Origin of the sequence: Dokdonia sp. Dokd-P16 (genome assembly GCF_003095655.1) — a bacterium.
Classification (GTDB): domain Bacteria; phylum Bacteroidota; class Bacteroidia; order Flavobacteriales; family Flavobacteriaceae; genus Dokdonia.
Map to the genome: position 1 here is coordinate 2,844,374 of NZ_CP029151.1, position 22,319 is coordinate 2,866,692.

The following is a 22,319-nucleotide window of genomic DNA, read 5'->3' on the forward strand; positions in this document are numbered from 1 at the left end:
CGAAAGCGTTATTTTAAAACAGGTAATCAATTATAATCCTAGTGAAATTCCGAAGCCTAGTCGCCCACCTTCTGGTCCGTTAAAATAGTTTAGAGTTCCTTTTAGTGCACCAGCAGTAGACACATTAAGACCGCCACCGTAGCTATAATGTAGTGTGTTGCTTTCCATGAGCTCACTCCATACTCTTCCTGTATCATATCCAGCATAGGTATCAATTCTTATTGGAAAGAAAGCTGTTTTTATAGGCTTAAATAAGTAGGCTATATCTACCGAGCCTGCTAGTGATTGCTGGCCAATGAAACGGCTTTGTCTGTAAGATCTCAATCCATTGTTTGCTCCTAAGGTTGCCGCTTTGTAAAAAGGTATTTGATCTCCTATACGTAGCTGACTCGTCACAGTTGTTTTAATCACAAGATTTCTTGATCTATCAATGGCATTCCATAAACTTATACTCGGATCTATAATCCCAACAGTATTTGTATTTGTAAGTTCATCAAGGAACCCTCCTTTTAATGATACTTCCATACCTCGAGTGGGAAATTGCTCATTGTCTATACTGCGATAGTTATAATAACCACTCACTCCTAAGTATTGCACAGCTGTTATTAAGGGCTCATTATTTAATACTGTATCTATATTTTCATAAGTGATGTTTACACCTGTGCTGGTTCCATACTCTCCATCGTAATAGAGACTAACACCACCTGTAAGATATTGCGTATTGATACGATTATCATCAAATGATCTGTTCTCATTAGTACTACTGTTTCCTAAGCCAAAAAAGTTCTCTGTAAAATTTGCTGTAGTCGCTCGTCCAAAAGCTTTAAAATTCCAATCGTGGAAGAGGTGTGCTTTATGCCAAGCTATTCTTACATCTGCGGCTTGAGTAAGAGAAATATAGCGCGCATCTAATTCAAATTTTGTTGTAAACGGATTTCCTTCAAAGCCTATTGTAGATTTACTGAATTTGAACCTTGGAGTAATTCCTTCGTCAGGGTTATAAGATGTTTGGAGTGCAAAGCGACCCGCCTTATCTGGTCTACGCTCTGTATCAAAAATGCGATTCTCATAAATGTCATCTATGTGCCTAGTTGCCTTTCCTTTATTTATGATATTATTTTTAGAAGATTTTTGGTCATAGAGCGTGACATTTTTTCCTCCTTCAATAGTATAACTATCATTATCCAGTCCTCCTGATAAGACAATATTTATAGGACTCTTTAATAATCCTTGAACATTAAAGACATCTTTGTCATCAAGACCATAAATCCAGATATCATTTGTGGTTTCTGATGAAAATGTGCGGTCAAAAAGTAATGCGCCTTTTTCACCATCTTTTATTCTATATCCCATTATGTGCACATCACCATTATCAAGATTTGTGATGTCAAAATGGTCATCTTTATCTGTTCCTTTTAATACTTGAAATTTAAGGAAATGATTGTAGTATCTATCTACGATATCGCCTAGGCGATCCTTACGAGCTAGTAAATCTGCCTGAATACCTTTCCATATATTATCTTGAATTTCTATCGGTGCTTCGCTAAATGCTTTTGAAACAACTTCTGGCGTAATATGCTGTTGAATGTATGCAACTTCTTCAAGCCACACAGACTTATCTGATCGCAAAACCAAAGAGCGATCAAGATTAATTGCACTCTCACTAAATTGCTCTACATAAGGAATATCTGGACCATAATTTCCAAACTGTCTCATGCCGCTCATTATACCTTGCATACGAGTTAAAAACTCACCGTCAAACTTTGCAAAAACTTGATCTCGATCACGAGGTACTGCACTATAAATCGTTACACCTTCCTCTTCGTCAACTTGGCTTTGTGCCCAGCGCCATTGATCTTCATGTCTATCCCAGTCACCTATGAGCATATCAAAAATACGAGCTCTTATGTAGGTTCTCTCATCTAGTTTGTGCTGCTCATCCTCTCTAAGTTCTTTAAAGAGATCTTGGGTACTTTCTACCTCTTTGCTAAATTTAAACATATGTGATTTATCAAAATCACCATCAGGCTTTTCTACAATCATATATAACTGATCACCGTGTACTTTATTAAAATCACCCAGTAACTTTTGCTTAGGTACATAGAATAACTTAGGATGCGTATGTGGTAATTTTATCGCACCAGCTAATCTTGGAATGGCAAAAGCACCATAAGGATGTGCAGCCGTGTAAAAATCTTGAATAATAGTTGCTGGAACAGTGCCAGCAAAATAATCATCTGCATCAAGGTCATTATACCCAGCAGATTTTAGAAAGGCGATAGGGTCTTTTGCAATGGCTCGCATATTATATTCTTTATCGTCCTTTGTTACAAGACGTAACCCATTAGTCTGGTTTCCACCACCGGCTCTTTCTACCGTAAGTCCTCCATATAAGGTATCAAGTAATACTACAGGCGCCTCAATTTGTACTCCATATACGTAGCGATAATGTTTACCCCAAAATTTTTCATACTTCTCAGATTTCTTTACAGCCTCTGCAGGATACACAGATGCTGTCATTGTTTTTGGAAACACAGTAGGAAGAGCATCAAGGTTGTAAGGTTCCGGTTGTTTAAAAGCTTGCTGACTAAAGGCTTCTTTAAAAGCACCGTTTTGTAATGTAAAGAAGTGAACAGAAGATGAGTTATCTTCATAAATCCTTACTTCTGTATATCCAGGCTTTGTTGAGGTAAACAGCCCTCTTTTACTTAATCTAGCAGGCTTAACACTACTTCCGGTTCCTGATATTACTTGCTTTATTGCACCATGATTTATATACTGTAGGGAGCGCTCGTGACCAGAGACTATAATAACTTTAGGAACATCAAATGCAGCTTGCTCTATAGAGGTCATTAATTCATTCATGAGCGGATTGTTACGATCTTGCTTAGATAATCCTCCTTGAGCTCTTAAAAATGACCAGGCAGCTCCAGCAAATGGTATAAATGCATTTTCTGACGTGGGCTTATAAACTACACTTGACGGGATTTCTCCTCCATATATTCCATTTGAGTATAGAGGATGATGCATAGCAATAAGCACTGTTTTATGTCGTGCTTTACGCATTTCGCTAGCAAGTAATACATTAAATTGAGTGCGCGTTTTTAATTCGCATTTGTCATTAATTCCTGCCGTTTTACTCCAGTCCTCAATATACCATTGTGAGTTTATGAGTATAAGCTCTATTTCATCGTTAACACTGATAACCTCTAGCGGACAACCATTTTTAGGTAAGAAGTGATCTTCTTCCTTGTAAAAGTCTTCAATGTAGGTTTCAATATCTTCAAGTCCTTCCACACCGCGCTCATTCCATTCTTGTTCTCCAGTGAGAAATAAGGAAGTTCCTTTGAAAGACTTAGATAATGACAATTGTGCATCAAGTTGAGGAGCTACTCGGCTATCTTCTAGATTGCTGTTGTGTACATTATCTCCTAAAAATAAGAGGTAGTCATCTTCCTTTGATGATGACACAATGTTCTCTTTTAATGCATCTAGCAGCTTGTCATTTGGACCACCTAATGCTGCACCAGCATTGGCTATAGAAAATATGCTCGTGTATTCTCTAGAATTGGAGTCAAAAAAAATGCTATTCTCCTTATCTCTATAATTATCACGATGGACAGCGCAGGCTATAAATAGCAGTGACAAAGTAGATAAGGACAAGGATTTACTAAGGCAGCGTAATTTTTTATTCACGGAAATTGTTTTTTCTAATGTACATTTCTTTTCTGCTAAATAGTTGCCATAGTACTATTAAAGTATGTTAATAAAAAAGGGTCTTGCTTATATAAGCAAGACCCTTTAAGTAATTGTACTGTATTAATATTTATATGCGAATGAAATCTTTATTGAGATTAGTATCTGCAATCATATCTCTTGTAAAGCTAAGGTGTCCTTTGGTGGTTATAATTCTAAAGCGGTAATCTTTCATTCTAGTTAATGTATCTAGAAGTAACCACTTAGATTTTAATAATTTTGGTTTCGAACTTTTTAAACTCACTTCAAAAAAGTATTTGATACCGCGTTTTTCGGCTACGATATCTGGAGTAAGAGAATTTCCTGTTTCCTGTCTTTTAAAGGAAATAGGAGTTTCATAACCTTCGGCATCTGCCTTAATATTCTCGAATCCCTTGTTTTCTAGATATTCGATAGTTTCTGTTAAAAAAGCGTTGTTCTTGTTTTCTGTTTTATCTGAGTATATCATAATCAGTAAGATACAAGATAGAGGAGCCTTTAAGTATTAAGCTCGGGTTAAAATAGTTACAATTAATGTTAAAGCTAGGATTGAGGATAGGTACGCTTTCGCGAAAGCGTAACATAATGCAATTCACATCATCGAAAAATTATAACGCTATTGATAAGACATACCTACATAAGCCACCCAGTGCGTGCTATCTGCCTGTGCGGTGTGTCCCATGCGCAAATCGTTCACTTCAATATGAGGGCTGTGTAGACTAGATCGCCAGTCTATAAATGTGCCAGTAAGGTTAGAAAATTGTCCATCTTTACTAGGTGCTGCCGTAAGTTGCTCTATGCGATTTGCAAGCAGTAAGCCAAAAGGAGTGGAATATCTACCACACCAAGTCCATTTATAAGCCTTATAATCATCCTCCATAATGGTGATGTCATTGAACTTTTTAACCCTTTTTGTCGTTAATTCTCCCTGGAGTGTCTCGTTTACAATATCAAGATCTTTCTGCCTAGCCTGGGCTGTCCCTGTACTGTCTGTGCCAAAGGGAGCGAGATTACCGCTTCCCCAGCCATCAGAACCATAATGTATGGCATCATTAGAAATCACAACAGCTATATCTGTACCATAGGTGAGTTTTTCCTCCTCCATAAGTGCAGCAATACCACTTCCTATATCATTAGAAAAGGACTGCATGTTTTGAAACGTGTTGTAAGGAACGAGCATAGGTATGATTTCTAAAGCAGGGTTTTTACGTTTCAAAAAAGGGGTTATAGCTTCTAGAGAATGCTCTAACTGCATCATAGAATCATGTACAACGTATGTTTCTTTATTAAGTTTGGTGAGCAGTTTATCTCTTAGGTTACTTACCGGAATGAGACCATCTGGAGATTGCCAACTATCATAACTCCCAAAAATGATACGATCTTGTAAGTCAAAATTTCTTGCTCTGTGAGCTACGCCCACAAGAATAATTGTTTTGGCTTTTATTCCAGAGAGCGTTTTGTAATATAAACCTCCGGCATATCCATAATCATCATGTGGGCATATAACGGCTTTATAGGTTTCAGGATTTGGTACCTTATCTGCATCATCCATTCTACTTATGATACTATCCATTTGCCATGAATATTGAGCAAAACCAATGGTGTCTTCTTGATGCCTAATATGATTTTTGAGAGTTACAGTCTTTACTTCAGGCGTTTTACTGCAAGAAATAATTACTACAGAGCAAATAAATAATAATAGAACAAAACGCATGAGCTGTTAGTTAGACTATAAATATAGAAAATCTTTAATCACTAGAAATTATAGGCATTTCCATATTGAGGAGATTTTGTTCTTTTAATTGTGACTGTGCTCTGTCTAGAATTTCCTGAGATGGTTTTTCTGCTTTTTGTTCTTTTGCTTTCTCTGGTTCAAAAGTAAGTTCTGTGTACATGGGAAAATGGTCAGACTTAATATCTTTTGTACGGTTTAATGTTTGCACGCGAAACTCTTCCGAAATAAATAAATGGTCAAGTGGCCATCTCATCAATACATTTTTTGCATTAAAAGTATTATAAAAACCACGACCTATGCGAGGGTCGAGTAATGTGCTTGTTTTTCTAAAGAGTGAAGTAGTTTCAGACCATGCGACATCATTAAAATCACCCATGACAATCACTGGCATTTTTCTTTTATAAACGCGCAATGCAGTGGTCATCATTTCTGTATCCCTGTCTGAGCTCATTGGGTTATGCTGTGGCATAGGTGGCGTAGGGTGGATGGCAAATAATTGAAATTGATTACCACTCTCCAAGGTAACAATCGCCTCCATAGACGGTATTTCCTTGTCTACTAGGTGTCTTATGTGTTCATCACTTATAGGTAATCGCGAGTATAGCAACATTCCATACGTATTGTCTAGCGGCTCCAGCATAAAATAAGGATGTGATGCAGATAAAGTGTTATGCACAGCATCTTGCCACTTCTGGTCTGTTTCCATGAGCAATACGATGTCTGGATTTTTTTCTTTTACTTGATTGAGAAGTAAATGATACTCTTCATTCTTCTGTAATACATTGGCTGTATAAATTTTTAATGTATTTGACGAGTCAGTAATTGTGCTTTCTTGAGCTTCAAAATCTGCAAACGGCGTATAAGCATAAATCTTACTTAGCTGAAATAAGAAACAACCTATAAGAATAACTACAAAGAGATAATCTTTATAGTACTTAATGTCAAATTTTATAAAGTATGTGATAATTGCAATAAGCGTTAATCCCGTAAGCTGTGCATGCGGAAAATCAAAAATGCGTATCCACCAGTAATCTATAGCGATGAGTGGTAACAATGTTAAAACAACAGCGGTAATGCCAAATCCCTGAAGAAAACTCTTTAATTTCAAAATATGATAGGTTGGTTAGTATAAGCTAAAGTACTCGATATGTTAAAATAGCTATCTTAAAATCATATTAAATGGGATATATTTAAGATTTGAAACATCAGCTACCACTAGGTCACTAATCAAGTAAATAGCGCCTATTGTAATTCTTGAGAGTTAATGTGACACATTTTACCTTGACACTACTTTAACGCAACCGCAGTTCCCATTGCCGAAATCCCCAATCTAGAGTTTTCAATGATCACCTCTACATCCATACTAACACCTACAACTGCGTGGGCTCCTAGCTCTTTTGCCTTTGCCTCAAGTTTTTTGAGGACTTCTTGTTTTGCAGCATTTATTCCGTCTTCACCGCTTTTATAGATTTTTTCACTATCAAGTGAATCTCTAAAGCTAAGTCCTTTGGTATCGTAAATTTTGGCATAGACGAAGCTAGTAATAATACTTAAGTATTCTATAACCTCTCTGCCCTGTATACTGTTTGTAGTTGTTGTTATCATTTGATGGTTTTATATGTAAGTAGCTTTTAAAAGGGTTTTGTTACGCTTTCGCGAAAGCAATAAATATTACATTGGTGGTTTTATGAAGACAACCAATCCTTTCTAAATTACACCTTCGATGCATTTTCTATTGCCTGTTCAACCGCAATGGAAGGTTCTTGGATATTGGCATTTATAATCTTACCATCTTTGCCAATGAGTATGTATTTAGGAATAAAGTTGATATTGTATTGTTGACCATATTCTTCACTTCGTCCATCTTTAATAAATAAATTGTAACCAAGTTTTGAGTTTTCTTTACCTAAAAACTCTAGCCATTTCTCTTTAGAACTATCTACAGACATTAGCAAAATCTCTACATCGCTATTATTTTTATACTTATTAGCAAGTTCTAAAACATTATGCCTGTGATTAAGACAAGCCCTACACCATGTGGCCCAATTGTCTATAAAAATTACTTTCCCTAGATGATCTTCAAGTTTATATTGATTTCCAGATGCATCTTCTGCTGTAAATAAGTAAGCTTTTTCTCCACTTTGAGAAGCATAAAAAGAGTTCGATGACTTTTCAAGTAAGTACTTGTATGGGTTTTCTTTTTCTGATATGAGGGCTTGAGTAAGTACCTCAGTGTTAAATAATCTCTCATGCTTTTCCCAATAAGTAGGTGATTCTATCAAACCTTTGATATAGCTCGCTCTGAGATAATCAGCAAGCTCCTTGTTACTCGTCTGTCTATCTATGAACGCTAAAAAATCAGTAATACTTTCAATAGCATCATTTTCTCGCAAATATTCAATTTCATATTTGTAGAGATAAATATCGGGAAGAGATTTTGCTGATAGCGTAAGCTTCGGAATTCTATGGACGAAATCAAAATAGCTGTTATTTGGTTTTAATTCTTTCATTATTCTGCCATAATAGAATAGGAATGAATAAATTCTCGCATCATTCTGATAGTGTAGCAATTCTAAAATATTAGGGCCTATTTCACCCTTTAGTAAGTTAATGTTATTTGCTCTCTCCTGTCTGAAAGTTTTAAATACAAGCGGAATTGTATCTATGTTATTAGAGCCAAAAAGTAAATTACTGTTTTCACTTATAAACTTGTTGTTGCTGTGCCATAGATAGTTGAGCAATGAATCTACTTTATCATGAGTGTTTATAATACCATCTTGATTAAGAAAAATGTTTAAATTTTTATTATCAGCTAGAATAGCCAGATAGGGATCATCATTATTTTTGTGATTTATAGTTACTGCCGTAGGATGTGGCAAGTCTACAATTTGTATTCTGCTGCTATTTCAAATTTTAGCAATGAGCTTATCAGTATTAAATTCTGAAATATAGATGGTATCTATAGAAGTCTCAGTTTGCAAACTTATTTGTGCAGGGTTGTTTTGGTTTTGACAGCCAACTAATGAACATATAACTACAACTAGTAAAAGACTTTTTAGATTCATGCTTGTCTAAGTTTTGTAAATACTTAATTATTAAAGTACTAAATATACTTCTCGTCTATTTGTTTTACGAGTAATTAAACTTAAAACCTTAGGTTAATCTACGATTTCGCGAAAGCGTATTATAAAAACATGATAAACTTCTAAATAACCCGTGATTAAAACTGCATAGGCACCTCGATAAGTAATATTTTAGAGTCAGATTGTGCGGTAATTTCTAGCTCGGCAACGTCATAAACTCCTATGGCATCACGTCTGTTTAGTAGTTCGCCAGCGGCGTGCGCGCTACCTTCAAGTACAAAAACAAAAAGGCCATTCTTTTCTTTATGAAGTTTATGTACAATCGTTTGCTCTTGAGTAAACTCACCCATGTGAGCCCAAGCATCTTGGTAAATCCATACTCCCTCATCATCTTGATTTGGTGAGAGTATTTGCACAAATTCATTTTTGAGGTGATGTTCGTTTATTTTAATTTGGTCATAACGAGGTGCCACAAGGCGCTGGTTAGGCATAATCCAGATTTGTAAAAACTGTACCTCACGATCATTATTTTTATTATACTCACTGTGATCAATTCCCGTCCCTGCGCTCATCACTTGGATGTCACCTTGCTGTATCACCGTCTGGTTACCCATACTATCTTTATGCTCTAGATCGCCAGAGAGAGGGATAGATACGATTTCCATGTTAAGATGCCTGTGCATATCAAAACCTCTACCGGCCGCCACGGTATCATCATTGAGCACGCGCATCGCCCCAAAGTTCATACGTTCTGGATTATGGTAACTAGCAAAGCTAAAGGTGTGAAAACTCTGCAACCAGCCGTGGTTTGCGTTTCCTCGAGTGTTTGCTTTATATAGAATCGTTTTCATAGGTGATAAATTAGGGAGTGAGTAGCTTTATTTTTGATGATAAAGTTACGATATGTGATTTTGTTTTTAAACGTATTTATGACGCTTTCGCGAAAGCGTCATTCTATTTCTAAACAGTGTAAACTATATTTTTAATAGTAAGTTTCCTCTCCTTATTACCCAGCTGAAATGTAGTTGTTTCATCTATTCTTTTTCCGATAAGTGCTTTTGCAATAGGAGCGGTAAAGGCGATCTTTTTATCTTTAACACTGGCCTCATCTACACCCACAATTTGGATGGTAATGGGCTTAGGCATACCAGCGATGGTATAGGTGACTGTGGCGCCAAAACGTATTTCTCCCTCATCCTTTATGTGATCAAGTAGTCTTGCGCTCTGTATGCGTTCCAGTAGTAAATTGCGCTTCCCATTAAGAACTGCGAGTGCGCGCCTGCGCTCGCGCTCATCTGTTTCATCTAGGGTGGAGATTTTAGTATCTAGCGTACTAAGTTCATCCTTAAGCTGGGTTAACCCGTGGCTTGTGACGTAGTTTGTTACACCATCTGGCAGTGCCGCCCTCGGTGGAATTATAGGAGTTTCTTCTTGGTCATCTTCTTTTACAAATCCTCTACTCATCTTCTTTATTTTTCGTTCTTCATTAAATCTATGCTGCGCTCAGACCAGCTTACAGTGCGGGGTCCAAAGCATTCTAAAATTGCATCTACACCTATCACACTTCCTTTAGATAGTCTGCCTAATACCGCTAGTGGCACAAAACTTTTACCTTCAGGCACTTCTACATAACCATAATCGTCTGTGCGTATGCCTAGATCTGTATGTTTAGGCTCAATCATCTCGTTGTGTAGTAAGTTTTTTATAATTGGTGTATCTACCGTAACAAGTTGTGGAGAGTTTAGTACAGCATTAAGCATTACATCTACGGTAATTTTTTTACCATCAGATTCAAGTTGCCAGCCTCCGTCTACACAAGTGATTGCTGGATTATTTACCAAGTTAAGATCTAACAATCCAGCTTTTGCAAGTGCAATAAGCTGTTGTATACTTTCAACTGGAGGACCGTAAGAATATCTTTTTGATGCTTCGTCTAGTGCAATAACTTCTGCCACCACATCATCTGCAATTTCTGGATATGAGAACTCTCTATAGATGGTAGGCTGGCAGTGTCGCCATACTTGCCCTATAACGTAGTCAAGGCTTACAGGTGCTTCTCCTACTGCCATTTCCACTTGCTGTTGCATCATTTGTAATACCGGTTTTTGATGCGATAGGAGTAGGGGATGCGCTAGTGATTTATTGTTGAGGTAATTTATGCTTAAGAAATAAACTTCCTCTTCAGATAAGTCGTGTGAAAGTGCCTTGTCTTCTAATCTTAAAAATAATGGAGCTACCACAGCTGCCATTGCCTCTAGCAAGAAATACTGATCTTTTGCTGGGTGATCGCCGCAGGCGCCTTGGTGTATCGCTTTCGCGAAAGCGTCTATAGTATCATCACTGGGCATAAACCACTTATCTACCGCTTTGTTTATAGGTTTAGGCACCATAGGAAGCCCGTCTAATGAAAAGGGAACAAACCGCTGCGGATGGTTTTCTCCAGCGTGAAAAGCTACTTCTTTTGAATCATTATCAAGGATCTCGAAATGTGCACCGCGTTGCAAGGTAAGCGCACGTATCTGGTCTATCATAGCAAGCCCGAAACCTCGAAAAGCAACTACGCTCTCTGAAGTTATGTTTGCTTGCATTATTTTTTCTACTGGGTATGCTTCTGTAAAGAGAATGGTGTTGTCTTTTTGCGCTACATGGTCTTGCCACTCTTGCAACTGATCTGAAAGTATCGTGTCTTGATGTCCTATCGTGAGGACTACTTCTTCTATTTGTTTTACAGATTGTGTTGATGTCTCTGCTGTAAAGTATGGCGCTACGTAAGTGAGTTCGTTTACGGTCTCTGTTATGGTTTCTAGCAATCCAAAACCATGAAGTGCCGCGGCGAGGACTTCAAAACGAGCATTAAGGTAGGTTCCCATTTTTGCCCGTGGAGGGAACTGGTCTGGATGTGTGGAAGGAGGGTTTTGTTGTTCTTTTGGTAACCATTCTGTATAAGAGGGAAATGCAGGGATGATATCATCACCTAGTTTTATTTCTGGTCTGCCAGGCAAGTCTTGTAAGGCACGCTCAGTAATATTAAGCCAGTTATTTTCTACTTGTTCTGGATTCCACACCCATCCAGCACCAGGATACTTAAATGGTTCAAATAAAGTGACTTTTATTTGAGCTTCTGGAGCGTTATTGTAAAGCGCAATAAAAAGACTTTCAAGAGCAAAAAGTCCTCTAGGACCTCCTCCTATTATGGCGTAGTGTTTCATAGGTTGGTTGTTATACTTAGACCTTTAAGAAAGGGAAGTATAACAAAGCTATAAGATGACTAGCGCTTGCGTATAGAGTTTAAGATTGTGTTAGGAGTTATTTAAGACCCCATACTGATAGTGACATCGTTTGCAAAGCGCTCGTTATGAACTACAAACCGTGTATGGAACTCTTTAAATAAATCTATAAGGGGAAGCACAGGACTGTTCCAGTTATCAAATTCTAGATGATACTTTGCTATTATTATGTAGTGATTATCCTCATTGCTTCCTGTAATAATAGGCTGGAAGCTATCTTCTTGAGCAATTTCTTTTAAGCTCGCAATATGGCTGTTGTTTCTTAAAAACTCAGTCATTTGAGAGCTGGCGCTATTGATGTTAAAGCGTTTTGATTTCCCTATGAAAAGAGATTTAATATGCGAGTTTGTAATGAGTTCAAAAGTGTGACTTTCTGGCTGTATAGGCAACTTCATAGAGATATGACCAGAAAATTCTTTTCCAGTGATATTAATGATGTTTATCTCCGTGTCCCCTACAGGTATTTTTAATAAATACTGAACCTTAGGAAGGCGTATGCCGCCACCTATGCCTATATCTTTATCGTGATATAAAAATGTACCACCTTGCTCTGTCGCTATATTTTGAAAAAATGATTTATACATACCCTATATGTAGGAAAGTATTCCACTTTGTTACATTAACTACTTTTTTTAATCTATTAGAGTCTAAAAACCAGCGCATACGCAAACTCAAGGTACTTTATCAAGTATTATAATCGCTAGTAGCTAAAACATTTTTACAAATCTAGCCTGAAGTATTATTAGGATTGTGAACTGGGTGGTTATGAAATATTTTATTCTACTTAAATTTTTGAGTAAACTCTTTTAGATTCTTTAGATCTGTTTCATTTTTAATAAACGCTTGTGCGTCCTCAAGAATGAGTTGGGCTTGTGTATTTATGACCTTTTTGTAACTATCATCTATGGTCTCCACATTTTTGAGATAATAAAGCGAGGTCAACATTTTTGTCATCATTATAAAATCTGCCTTGCAATACTGACGCAAACTAGCAAATATGTAATAAATAAGCTCATCAAAGTCAACCGTATCTAGCGACACAACAGCTTTATTATCATCATTTACTACGTAGCTATTATCTTTCTTGAGCATTCTCAATGCAAAAAGCTCTGTAAGGTAATCAATACAAGTTATGGCAGTTCCAGGGTCATTTATACCTGGACTCATCGCTTTTACAGCAATCTCTGTAAGTTGTTTAAAACCTAATACATAATTGAGTTTCACTATCTCACTACGAGAAAACCCAAAACATGATTGAAGCATGTCTTGATTTTCTTCATCAAGCTCTTTATTTACCTTTACTATAGGGACATCTACTAGTACAAACTCTCCTTTAGAAACGAGCATCTTTATAGAGATATCCTGGTCTTTTGCAAGTTTTGACAGTGAATCAAAGGCAATATCATTAAGATACCCAGATGAGGTACTTTTATAGCCATGCCAATCAGAAACATCGTCAAAAATGTCAAGGCCTTCCACTTCATTTTCCTTATCAATGAGTGTTTGTAGTCTCTTTCGTGCTGCTCCAAAAATGCGGTCAGTAATATTGTTAATCTGTATTGCTTGCGAGATAGAGTGAATAAAGTAGATAAATGCTGCTAGTACATGGATACTTAAAATAATCCCCACAAGAACTGCAAAACCTGGTAATTGATGTTTATCATCTGTAGGAACTATACTCAATAATATGATAATACAATAGATAATTACAGCAATGTAAAAACCTAACACATACTGGTGTTTTTTATTTGATATAAGTCCTGGGAGAATACGAGGGGAATAATTATTAGATGCTTGATTGAGTAATAACATCACCATAGAAAAGCTAAAAACCATAAGAGAGATAATACCTCCTATAAATGTGCTTAATAGTGTGCGTGCAGTATCTGCATTATTAATAACGAGCCACGGGAAATTGTCAATAAAGTATTTGGAAACTCCTTGTTCCTCTATGTAGAGCATTAAAAAAGCAAAGGCAAGTCCCATCAATGCTATAAGACTTGGAAAGAAACCTATGTTTCCTGTGACTTGACTATATAGCAATTTGAGTTTTGTGTAAATTTTATTCATCGTTGCAATTTCCGTAAAATAGTTTGAGTAGGTTGCTATTTTAATATTAGTTAACAGTGATAGTAGGGTGTTGAGGTGTTACGCTTTCGCGAAAGCGTAAAAATAAAATTGGTTTACCCGTATTATGAGACTATTCCATATTGAAGAATTCTAATAACCCGATCTCACAAACGCTATATGTAAATTAAGAATTTCAAAATTAATAGATGCGCAAGGGTAAACAGACAATAATTTAAGAATCTCATCTTCTACAATCTAGGCCGTCAATATATTTTAACATTTTTTAAAAGTTGGCGTTAATTGTATGGTAAAAAGAATATTTTCGCTAAAGCGTTTATAATAAAATCCAATTCTTTGCATTAAACGTATAACCATTAAAACAACTATTAAATTATGGATAACGAAAAAAGTGGAAACGGGATTAAGATTATTGCAGGAATCCTTGCAGTACTTCTTGTCGTGGCCGGTGCCTTTGCTGTAAAATTGTATAATCAAGAGAAGGATACAAAGAGCCAACTCACAAAGGAAAAAAACGTAGTACTCTCAGATCTTAAAGAAATGGTGAGTAAATACGATGTAGTCATTGAGGAGAATAACCTTAAGGACACAGAACTTAATGATGCGCGTGATAGAATCCAAAAGCTTATAGGTGATATTGAGGCAAAAGATGCAACTATTGCTAGCTTAGGAAAGTATAGAGCAGAGGTATTTAAATTACGTAATGAACGTGATTTCTTATTTGCTCAAAACGACTCACTACGAGGAAGTAACCAGATGCTCGCTATGCGCATAGATAGCACAACTTATGAACTTGAAGTACAGCGCGGGGTAGGGGACTCACTTACGCTAGAGAATTCTGCCCTAGCAGAAAGAGTAACGTTAGGATCTGCACTTGCAGCAAACAAGCTAAGAGCGGTAGGTGTTATAGAACGTTCTTCTGGTAAGCTGGTAGAAAACTCAAATAATAAGCGTGTCGATAAGCTAAGAGCATGTTATACAGTACCACAAAACAGACTTGCCGAAGCTGGTGACCGTGTGTTATATGTACAAATCATTGATCCTTCTGGAGCAACACTAGGAGAAAATAAGCAAGTTGCCTTTGATGGTAAGGTTGTTAATTATAGTGCAATTTCAAAGTTTTACTATGAGAATACCGCACTTGATATTTGTGAGAATATAGGTAAAACAACAAAGGATTTTCTTGAAGGGAAATATGAAGTAAACGTGTTTGATAAAGGAGTACTTATTGCTCAAACATCATTCAGTTTAAAATAGAAGAAACTTAAGTAGGTTAAGTAAGAAGCCGCAATGCGACCTAGGTCCATTGCGGCTTTCTTTTGTTATAAACGCTACTATTAAAATGTGTTTTTAGCTACGATTAGGATACCAATCTAGTTGTACAACCTCAATAGCATCACTTCCTTTATTTACAAGCGATTTAAATGTGTCAACATCACTTAAACCTTCTGACCCTCTATAATGAAATGGATATACTTGTGTAGGTTTAAAATCTAAAACTGCACTAGCAGCACTCTCTACCGTCATTGTATAAGGTAAGTTCATACAAACAAAGGCAATGTCAATATCTTGTAAATTGCGCATCTCTGGAATATCTTCTGTATCTCCAGAAAAGTAAACTCTCTTACCGTCTTTCTCTAGTACATAACCATTACCCCATCCCTTTTTGTGACGGCGTTCCTCTTCTGGACCTAGATTATACATAGGTACAGCGTTTGTCGTGATGCCTAAAGTTTCTGTTTTTTCTCCGTTATTTAAGATATCTAGCTTTGAGCTAAAGGCTTCTGGCATCTTATCTGCTACAGATTGTGGCACGACGATTCTCGCGGTTGAGGTGTCTAGACCTTCGAGCGTTTTTACATTGAGGTGATCTCCATGAAGGTGAGTAATTACAATAAGATCTGGCTTTTTATAACCTCCGTAGAGCTCAGGTTTTCCGACTGGATCTACATAAACGGTTCTACCATCCCAGTTAAGAATTGTAGATGCATGCTCAATAGGGATAATTTCAAATTCTTTTACCTCTCCATCTGTTGTTGCAGTTCCTTCTTCCACACGTTCTACTTCGAGAACAGTTTCCGTTTCTTTTGCGGTTTCTTTACAACTAGAAATCGTAAAAGCAATTAAAAAAAGAGTACATAAATGTTTCATAAATCTGTCTTATTAGGCTACTTGAATGAAAGGGTAGCATTGTTATTACTTAAAGTTATTTGAGTGGTAATTCCATCTTAATATTCGCACGTTCGTAAGCCGAGTTTTCTTCGAGTGGAATTTCCTTAAAATCCCATTTTTTATAAATATAAATAGCATTTTCAAGCTTACGGTGTGAGTATAAAATGAGTTTGTTGAGATGTTGCGCTTTCGCGAAAGCGATACAATGTGCGATCAATTGCTGTCCAATTCCCATCCCTCTAGCCGAAGGTGAGACTGCCATTTTTGTAAGTTCTAACACAGCAGTATTTCCAGTTGGCATAAGCGCTACCGTACCTAGAATTTGATCATCTTTTGATGCAAAGAAGATAAAACCTCCTTTGTCAATGATGTATTCTTCGGGATTACTCAACACTTTGAGATCATAAGGCTCCACATAGAAAAAGGCCTCGAGCCATTCTATATTAAGAGTTTTAAAATCTGCAGCAAATTGAGAATTATATGGAATGATGTTCACGGTAGTTTCTTATAAAATCTGTTACTAAATAGGTGAGTGCCTTACCTATCTGGGATTTGTTCTTTTTTGATGGTGAAGCTTCACAAATATGAAGGTAAGCAGGCAATGGTAATTGTGCAAGCTCGGTCAAATAATAGCGCATCATTTCCAGACTAAAACCAGTAGAGGACTGCGCACTACTTGAAAAGTGTGCAATACTATCACAATCTACCTCAATACCAAGACTCTTTTTTGAAAGTGTGCTTTTTACTTTTGTAAATTGGCTTACTTGAGCAGCTTCTAAGAGCATGTCTTCCATAAGGAAGAGACTCACGCTGTCTTTATATGAACCTCCCTCTATAGCATCAAGAATATATTGTGGTGTATAATTTTCATGAAGTCCAAATACAGTATAGTGATTCAAGTAAGCGTTCTTTTCTTGCTTAAATGCATAAGAGAAACCATTACCACTATGTCTATAATCTGTACTTCTTAAATCTGTATGCGCATCAAAATTAATGATGTCAATAGGCTTCTTTAGGGCACTAGCAGTACCTTTAATAATTCCGTACGCGTTATTATGACCACCACCTATAATTATTGGTATTTTGCCAGACTCAATAATGCGTTGCACTACAGCAGCTACCTTGCTATCAATTCTATTTACAATGGTTCCGAGAGAATCTGCTGGCTCCTGCGCGATGTCTTTAATATCTGGAGATACAGAGATGTGACCTAAGAGAATAATATCTGCTCCTTTATTAAATTTGTTTTCTTGTATGTTTACAAATGTGGTCAAAAAGCTATCCCAAGCCTTTCTTGCTCCAGGCTTACCGTAATTTGCTTGAACTCCAATATCCTCACAAATACCAAAGACTACAAAAGTTCCAGAAGTTGTTGCCATATCATCAAGGCTATCACATATTTGCACAGTCTCACCTAGTTTAGTCTCGCCTTCTCTTACAGAAGTACAAGTACGTATAAGGTCTCGTGTGGCTATGTGAAGTTGAATCATGGTGCTATAATATTTTTACGCTAGCTAACTCTTCAATACATTGCTCGCGTATGTTCCAGATTTCGTCTAGGGAATATGCTAGCTCGTCTCTTTTTATCCAGTCTTCTAGAACAGATTTGTGATATTCCACTTTAAAATCTTCTATTTGATCTGTATCAATAGTAGTTTGCATGAGTACAGCCTCTCTCCAGCTCATATTATGAGTGCCTGCAAAGGTGTAATCATACATTTCATCGTCATATGCTAAGACAGTGTGTGCCTCTAGCATGTATGGTAAATTATACTTCTCAAGTATATTTCCTATGCCAGGAGTATTTTTATTATCCATTGCATAAATTACTAGTTCTAGCTGTAAGCCATAGATTGCGTGCTCATCTGTGAGTGTCTTAAGCGTTGCATGCTTGGTACTGCAAGTACCTCGTCCCTCAGTAATAATGTTACCAAAATCAAGTGGGTTATCAATACGTCCATAAGGCAATTTATGTATAGCGCGTATGGCGTCATAAAATGTTTGTATTCCTTTTTCTATAAAAATATCGCTTACGGTGTTTCCTGCTGTGATGTTAAAGTTAGGTATGATCATAAAATGTCTCCGTTTACGATAAGGGTATCTATCTGGCTTTCGCCAAAATGATAAGGTATCGCATTATAAGAAGGTAGGGGTTTTGTGATTATTAAATTAGCTTTTTTTCCTTTGGTAATACTTCCAGTTTCGGCTGCTACGTCCATGGCAAAAGCGCCATTAATGGTGGCCGCTACAATTGCCTCTGCTGGTGTCATTCTTAAATTTATACAAGCCTGAGAGACCACAAAATTCATAGATGAACTAGGGGATGAACCAGGATTATAATCTGTTGCAATCGCAAGTGGCAACCCAGCATCTATAATACTACGTGCTGGTGTATATGGTATATTCAGGAAGAAAGAACAGCCAGGCAATGCAACAGGTATCGTGGTTGAACCTTGTAAAGCCGATATATCAGCGTCTGTTAATTCTTCTAGATGATCTACAGAAAGTGCATTTAGAGCTACTGCTTTTTGGATACCGCCTATACTATTAAACTGATTGACGTGAACTTTTGCTTTGAGACCATGTGATTTTCCTGCCGTAACAATACTGTCCATTTCCTCAACTGTAAAATAGCCAGTCTCACAGAAAATATCTATAAAATCACACAAGCCTGCTTTCGCGAAAGCGGGAATCATCTCCTCTACAATTTCTTTGATATAGCCTTCTCGATTATGTATATAATTCTCAGGAAACGCATGTGCAGCAAGTAATGTAGCCTTAACAGGTATATTTACTTCTTTACGCAATCGTTGTATTACCTTGAGCATTTTTAGTTCTGCATCTTTTGTAAGACCATAACCGGTTTTAATTTCAATAGCGCCAGTACCGCTTGCAATAGCAGTATTAAGTCTTACTAGGGCGTCTTTATAAAGATCATCTTCACTCATCTCACGCAAGGTTCTTGCGCTATTTAATATTCCGCCGCCTTTGGTAGCAATTTCTTGATAGGTAAGACCTTTAATACGATCTACAAACTCATCTTCGCGCGTTGCTGCATATACAAGATGTGTGTGTGAGTCACACCACATAGGGAGCACTATTTGTCCAGAGGCATCAATTACCTCCTCTACAGCTATAGGATGGAGGTCTTCCATAAGACCATATTCATAAATAAGATCTTCATCAATAACGAGGTATGCATTCTCGAGATAAGGCATTGCCTCCATATTTTTTCCAGATAGGGGAGTTGTAAAATCACCTGTTACAAGAAGCTGATGTATGTTTGTTATTAATTTCATTGTCTTAAAGGTAGTTACTTTAACTGATAGTTTCTGTGATTTTTTGCGGATTATTTGAATTTTGCAGCTAAGATATTGGACTTTAGATTTGTAAGAATTGTCTTGATTACCGACCTAATAATCTATTATAATTGAGTCGCAAGCTGTGACCCTTTTTTGTACTTTTAGATTTGAAAAAAAAACACGACTATGAGTAAATCACATAAAGGCCTTAATACAATTTGTACACATACAGGAGAGATTAAAGACGAGCAGTTTCAAGGAGCTGTATCTCCTATTTATTTATCATCTTCTTATGCCTTTATGGATGTAGATGTAAAGCGCTACCCTCGCTATTTTAATACTCCTAATCAAGAAGGATTAAGCAAGAAAATTGCAGCCCTTGAGAAGACAGAGGCTGGGATGATCTTTGGTAGTGGTATGGCGGCAGTAAGTACTGCATTGCTGGCTTTTTTGAGAAGTGGCGACCATGTTGTGCTTCAAGAAACATTATATGGAGGTACGTATAACCTAGTGGTAGAGGAGTTTGAGAAGTACGGTATTACGTATTCTTTTACGGAGGATTTGAGTGAGGCCGCTTTCGCGAAAGCGATAACTCCACAAACTAAAGTGATTTACATTGAGACGCCTTCTAATCCACTTATGAAGGTTACAGACATGAAGATGGTTGCTGCACTTGCCAAAAAGCACGGCATTGTGACCATGATTGATAATACGTTTGCCTCTCCGGTAAACCAGAATCCAGCAGATTTTGGGATTGATATTATACTTCACTCTGCGACAAAATATATGGGAGGGCACAGTGACATCTGTGCAGGAGCAATTGCTGCGAGTCAAGAACATATGGATCGCATCTGGGGTCTAGCAAAAAATCTAGGAGGAAGTCTAAGTGACCTAACCGTATGGATGCTTGAACGCAGTATGAAGACCATGGCATTACGTGTAAAAGCACAAAATAGAAATGCAAAGAAAATAGCCAAATGGCTTGATAAGAAAGACGAAATAAGCCGCGTGTACTATCCAGGGTTAAAATCTCATCCAGACTACAAACTTGCCAAAAAGCAGATGAGCGGTTTTGGAGGGATGATGTCTTTTGAACTTGCAGCACATATTGATGCCGAAGATTTTCAAAAAGCACTACAACTTATCAAACCTTCTATGAGTCTAGCGGGTGTAGAGAGCACCATGCTTTGTCCAGCACAAACTTCGCATTCATTACTAGGAGAAGAAGAACGAGCAAAACAAGGTATCGCAGATGGATTAATTCGCTTTTCTGTAGGAATAGAGGAGAAGGAAGACCTCATGGAAGATATCGATCAAGCGCTAAAGGCAGTATTAAAAAAGACAGTACTAGTTGCGGATTAAAACTCGATTGAGCATAGCTTTCTTGGTTTGTTTTTTTTAGGAATGAAAAAATGACCAAGTGCACATGTAATTTATGAGTGAATCCGATTACTATATAATTATAATCAAAAAGATACTCGCCTAGCGAGCATACATATGAAACTAGATATACTTGCCATAGGAGCACATCCAGATGATGTAGAATTAGGTTGTGGTGCAACCCTAGCAAAGGAGATAGCAAATGGAAAAAATGTAGGAATACTTGATCTCACAAGAGGCGAACTAGGAACTCGAGGGAGTGCAGAGATACGCGATGAGGAAGCAGCTGCGGCAGCAAAGATTCTAGGTGTAGCAGTACGTGAGAATCTTGCACTTGCAGATGGTTTCTTTGTGAATGATAAAGAGAGCCAACTTAAAATAATCGAAGTAATAAGAAAGTATCAACCGGAAATGGTGCTTTGTAATGCAATTACAGATAGGCATATAGACCACGGAAAAGGCAGTAAACTAGCGAGTGATGCTTGCTTCTTGAGCGGATTGAAAAAGATAGAAACTTCTGTAGACGGAAAGTCACAAGAAAAATGGCGCCCTAAAACGGTATATCACTATATTCAATGGCAACACATAGAGCCAGATGTAGTGGTAGACGTAAGTGGGTTTATAGATAAAAAGTGTGATGCTGTCTTTGCATATAGCTCACAGTTTCACGATCCGAACAATAAAGATGGTGACACTCCTATTTCTAGCGAAACCTTTAAAGAGAGTATTAATTATCGCTCTAGAGACCTAGGACGTCTCATAGGTACAGAATATGGAGAAGGTTTTACCGTAGAGCGTTATCCGGCGGTAGATAGTTTGTTCGATTTAAAATAATTAGTGATGATACAGCGGGTATTGATTGTTGGCTTTGTAATGTTTGGAGTTGTAGTCATAGGGCAGACGCCTTTGTTTCATTTAGATAGTATACCCACTTCGGTGCGTTTTAAACACGCGCCTAACCTAACTAGTTTTGATAGTCTTAAGAAGTTACCATCACAACTGCTTAAGAGGTATGATATGTCAGGTGATATCATGATTGATGAAAAGTTTGCGTCTAGTAAACAGAAAGCCTATACCATGAGGGTTTATCCTGTTAAATCAAATGACGAGATGAGAGTCGTTATCTCAGATACCACCACGAAGCAATACTTAAGAGTATATGGAGTAGATAAGATTACATTAAGCAACTAGGGAATAAATACTCTGAGTTATAAAAAAGCCACCTAAGGGTGGTTTTTTTGTGCTTATTGCTTTCAGCTAAGCGATGAGTCGCCCACTTATGCGCATAAAAAAAGTCTTCAGAGAAATCTGAAGACTTGAATAAGGGTGGAAGACCGGGTTCGAACCGGCGACCTCTGGTACCACAAACCAGCGCTCTAACCAACTGAGCTACAACCACCATTTTAATTGCGAGTGCAAAGATAATTAATATTAGAAGATGTGCAACTTTTTCTAATAAAAAAAGGAGTGAAATTTTTCACTCCTTTTTCAAAGTGTTGATTATTAGGTGAATTTACTTAAATAAAACACATATTTT

20 protein-coding genes and 1 tRNA gene are annotated in these 22,319 nt (G+C 37.2%); 4 read left to right on the top strand and 17 right to left on the bottom strand.

Annotated elements, in window-relative coordinates; translation table 11 throughout:
* Positions 1-30 precede the first annotated feature (30 nt).
* The 11 genes from DCS32_RS12675 to DCS32_RS12725 all read right to left on the bottom strand — a co-directional run bounded on the left by DCS32_RS12675 (position 31) and on the right by DCS32_RS12725 (position 13,910).
* Complete coding sequence (locus tag DCS32_RS12675) at positions 31-3,696, bottom strand: hypothetical protein (protein WP_108878607.1); 3,666 nt, start codon at positions 3,694-3,696, stop codon at positions 31-33.
* A gap of 130 nt (positions 3,697-3,826) precedes the next feature.
* Positions 3,827-4,204: a hypothetical protein gene (locus tag DCS32_RS12680; protein ID WP_108878608.1), complete on the bottom strand. Its 378-nt coding sequence runs from the start codon at positions 4,202-4,204 to the stop codon at positions 3,827-3,829.
* Positions 4,205-4,351: 147 nt separating this feature from the next.
* Positions 4,352-5,449, bottom strand: a complete 1,098-nt coding sequence (gene amrB / locus DCS32_RS12685; protein WP_108878609.1) for an AmmeMemoRadiSam system protein B — start codon at positions 5,447-5,449, stop codon at positions 4,352-4,354.
* A 34-nt stretch (positions 5,450-5,483) separates the two neighbouring features.
* A complete protein-coding gene (locus tag DCS32_RS12690) occupies positions 5,484-6,578 on the bottom strand; it encodes an endonuclease/exonuclease/phosphatase family protein (protein ID WP_108878610.1) in 1,095 nt (364 codons plus the stop codon).
* A 179-nt stretch (positions 6,579-6,757) separates the two neighbouring features.
* Positions 6,758-7,075: a YbjQ family protein gene (locus DCS32_RS12695; protein WP_108878611.1), complete on the bottom strand. Its 318-nt coding sequence runs from the start codon at positions 7,073-7,075 to the stop codon at positions 6,758-6,760.
* 107 nt (positions 7,076-7,182) lie between these two features.
* Positions 7,183-8,349, bottom strand: a complete 1,167-nt coding sequence (locus DCS32_RS12700) for a TlpA family protein disulfide reductase (RefSeq protein ID WP_108878612.1) — start codon at positions 8,347-8,349, stop codon at positions 7,183-7,185.
* A 341-nt stretch (positions 8,350-8,690) separates the two neighbouring features.
* A complete protein-coding gene (locus tag DCS32_RS12705; protein WP_108878613.1) occupies positions 8,691-9,404 on the bottom strand; it encodes a pirin family protein in 714 nt (237 codons plus the stop codon).
* A 109-nt stretch (positions 9,405-9,513) separates the two neighbouring features.
* Entirely contained in the window at positions 9,514-10,017 is a 504-nt protein-coding gene (locus DCS32_RS12710; protein WP_108878614.1) for a GreA/GreB family elongation factor, read from the bottom strand.
* 5 nt (positions 10,018-10,022) lie between these two features.
* Entirely contained in the window at positions 10,023-11,762 is a 1,740-nt protein-coding gene (locus tag DCS32_RS12715; protein ID WP_108878615.1) for an FAD/NAD(P)-binding protein, read from the bottom strand.
* Between the two features lie 101 nt (positions 11,763-11,863).
* Positions 11,864-12,424 (bottom strand): hypothetical protein, encoded by a 561-nt coding sequence (locus tag DCS32_RS12720; RefSeq protein WP_108878616.1) that lies wholly within the window; start codon positions 12,422-12,424, stop codon positions 11,864-11,866.
* Positions 12,425-12,620: 196 nt separating this feature from the next.
* On the bottom strand, positions 12,621-13,910 hold the full coding sequence (locus DCS32_RS12725; RefSeq protein ID WP_108878617.1) for a DUF2254 domain-containing protein: 1,290 nt from the start codon (positions 13,908-13,910) through the stop codon (positions 12,621-12,623).
* 393 nt (positions 13,911-14,303) lie between these two features.
* Here DCS32_RS12725 and DCS32_RS12730 point away from each other — a divergent pair, with 393 nt between their 5' ends.
* Complete coding sequence (locus DCS32_RS12730; RefSeq protein WP_108878618.1) at positions 14,304-15,185, top strand: hypothetical protein; 882 nt, start codon at positions 14,304-14,306, stop codon at positions 15,183-15,185.
* A 93-nt stretch (positions 15,186-15,278) separates the two neighbouring features.
* On the opposite strand, the gene DCS32_RS12735 is transcribed toward DCS32_RS12730, so the two are convergent.
* Genes DCS32_RS12735 through hutI form a run of 5 tightly spaced genes read right to left on the bottom strand, consistent with a single transcriptional unit; the run spans position 15,279 to position 19,399 of the window.
* Complete coding sequence (locus tag DCS32_RS12735; protein WP_108878619.1) at positions 15,279-16,079, bottom strand: MBL fold metallo-hydrolase; 801 nt, start codon at positions 16,077-16,079, stop codon at positions 15,279-15,281.
* A 55-nt stretch (positions 16,080-16,134) separates the two neighbouring features.
* Positions 16,135-16,596 carry a GNAT family N-acetyltransferase gene (locus DCS32_RS12740; RefSeq protein WP_108878620.1) on the bottom strand — a complete coding sequence of 154 codons (462 nt, stop codon included), beginning with the start codon at positions 16,594-16,596 and terminating at the stop codon, positions 16,135-16,137.
* On the bottom strand, positions 16,577-17,590 hold the full coding sequence (locus tag DCS32_RS12745) for a formimidoylglutamase (RefSeq protein ID WP_108878621.1): 1,014 nt from the start codon (positions 17,588-17,590) through the stop codon (positions 16,577-16,579). Before DCS32_RS12745 ends, DCS32_RS12740 begins: the two co-directional genes overlap by 20 nt.
* A gap of 4 nt (positions 17,591-17,594) precedes the next feature.
* Positions 17,595-18,173, bottom strand: coding sequence for a hypothetical protein (locus DCS32_RS12750; RefSeq protein WP_108878622.1), 579 nt, complete (start codon positions 18,171-18,173; stop codon positions 17,595-17,597).
* A complete protein-coding gene (gene hutI, locus DCS32_RS12755) occupies positions 18,170-19,399 on the bottom strand; it encodes an imidazolonepropionase (protein ID WP_108878623.1) in 1,230 nt (409 codons plus the stop codon). The genes DCS32_RS12750 and hutI overlap by 4 nt, the downstream gene beginning before the upstream one ends.
* A gap of 189 nt (positions 19,400-19,588) precedes the next feature.
* On the opposite strand from hutI, the gene DCS32_RS12760 reads away from it, so the two are divergent.
* The 3 genes from DCS32_RS12760 (at position 19,589) to DCS32_RS12770 (ending at position 21,973) form a co-directional block, all read left to right on the top strand.
* The gene (locus DCS32_RS12760) at positions 19,589-20,764 is read left to right on the top strand and encodes a trans-sulfuration enzyme family protein (RefSeq protein WP_108878624.1); all 1,176 of its coding nucleotides are present in this window, start codon (positions 19,589-19,591) and stop codon (positions 20,762-20,764) included.
* 135 nt (positions 20,765-20,899) lie between these two features.
* The gene (gene bshB1 / locus DCS32_RS12765) at positions 20,900-21,616 is read left to right on the top strand and encodes a bacillithiol biosynthesis deacetylase BshB1 (RefSeq protein ID WP_108878625.1); all 717 of its coding nucleotides are present in this window, start codon (positions 20,900-20,902) and stop codon (positions 21,614-21,616) included.
* Positions 21,617-21,622: 6 nt separating this feature from the next.
* Positions 21,623-21,973, top strand: coding sequence for a hypothetical protein (locus DCS32_RS12770; protein ID WP_108878626.1), 351 nt, complete (start codon positions 21,623-21,625; stop codon positions 21,971-21,973).
* 133 nt (positions 21,974-22,106) lie between these two features.
* Here the strand turns inward: DCS32_RS12770 and DCS32_RS12775 are convergent.
* Positions 22,107-22,182, bottom strand: a tRNA-His gene (locus tag DCS32_RS12775).
* Positions 22,183-22,319: the final 137 nt, after the last annotated feature.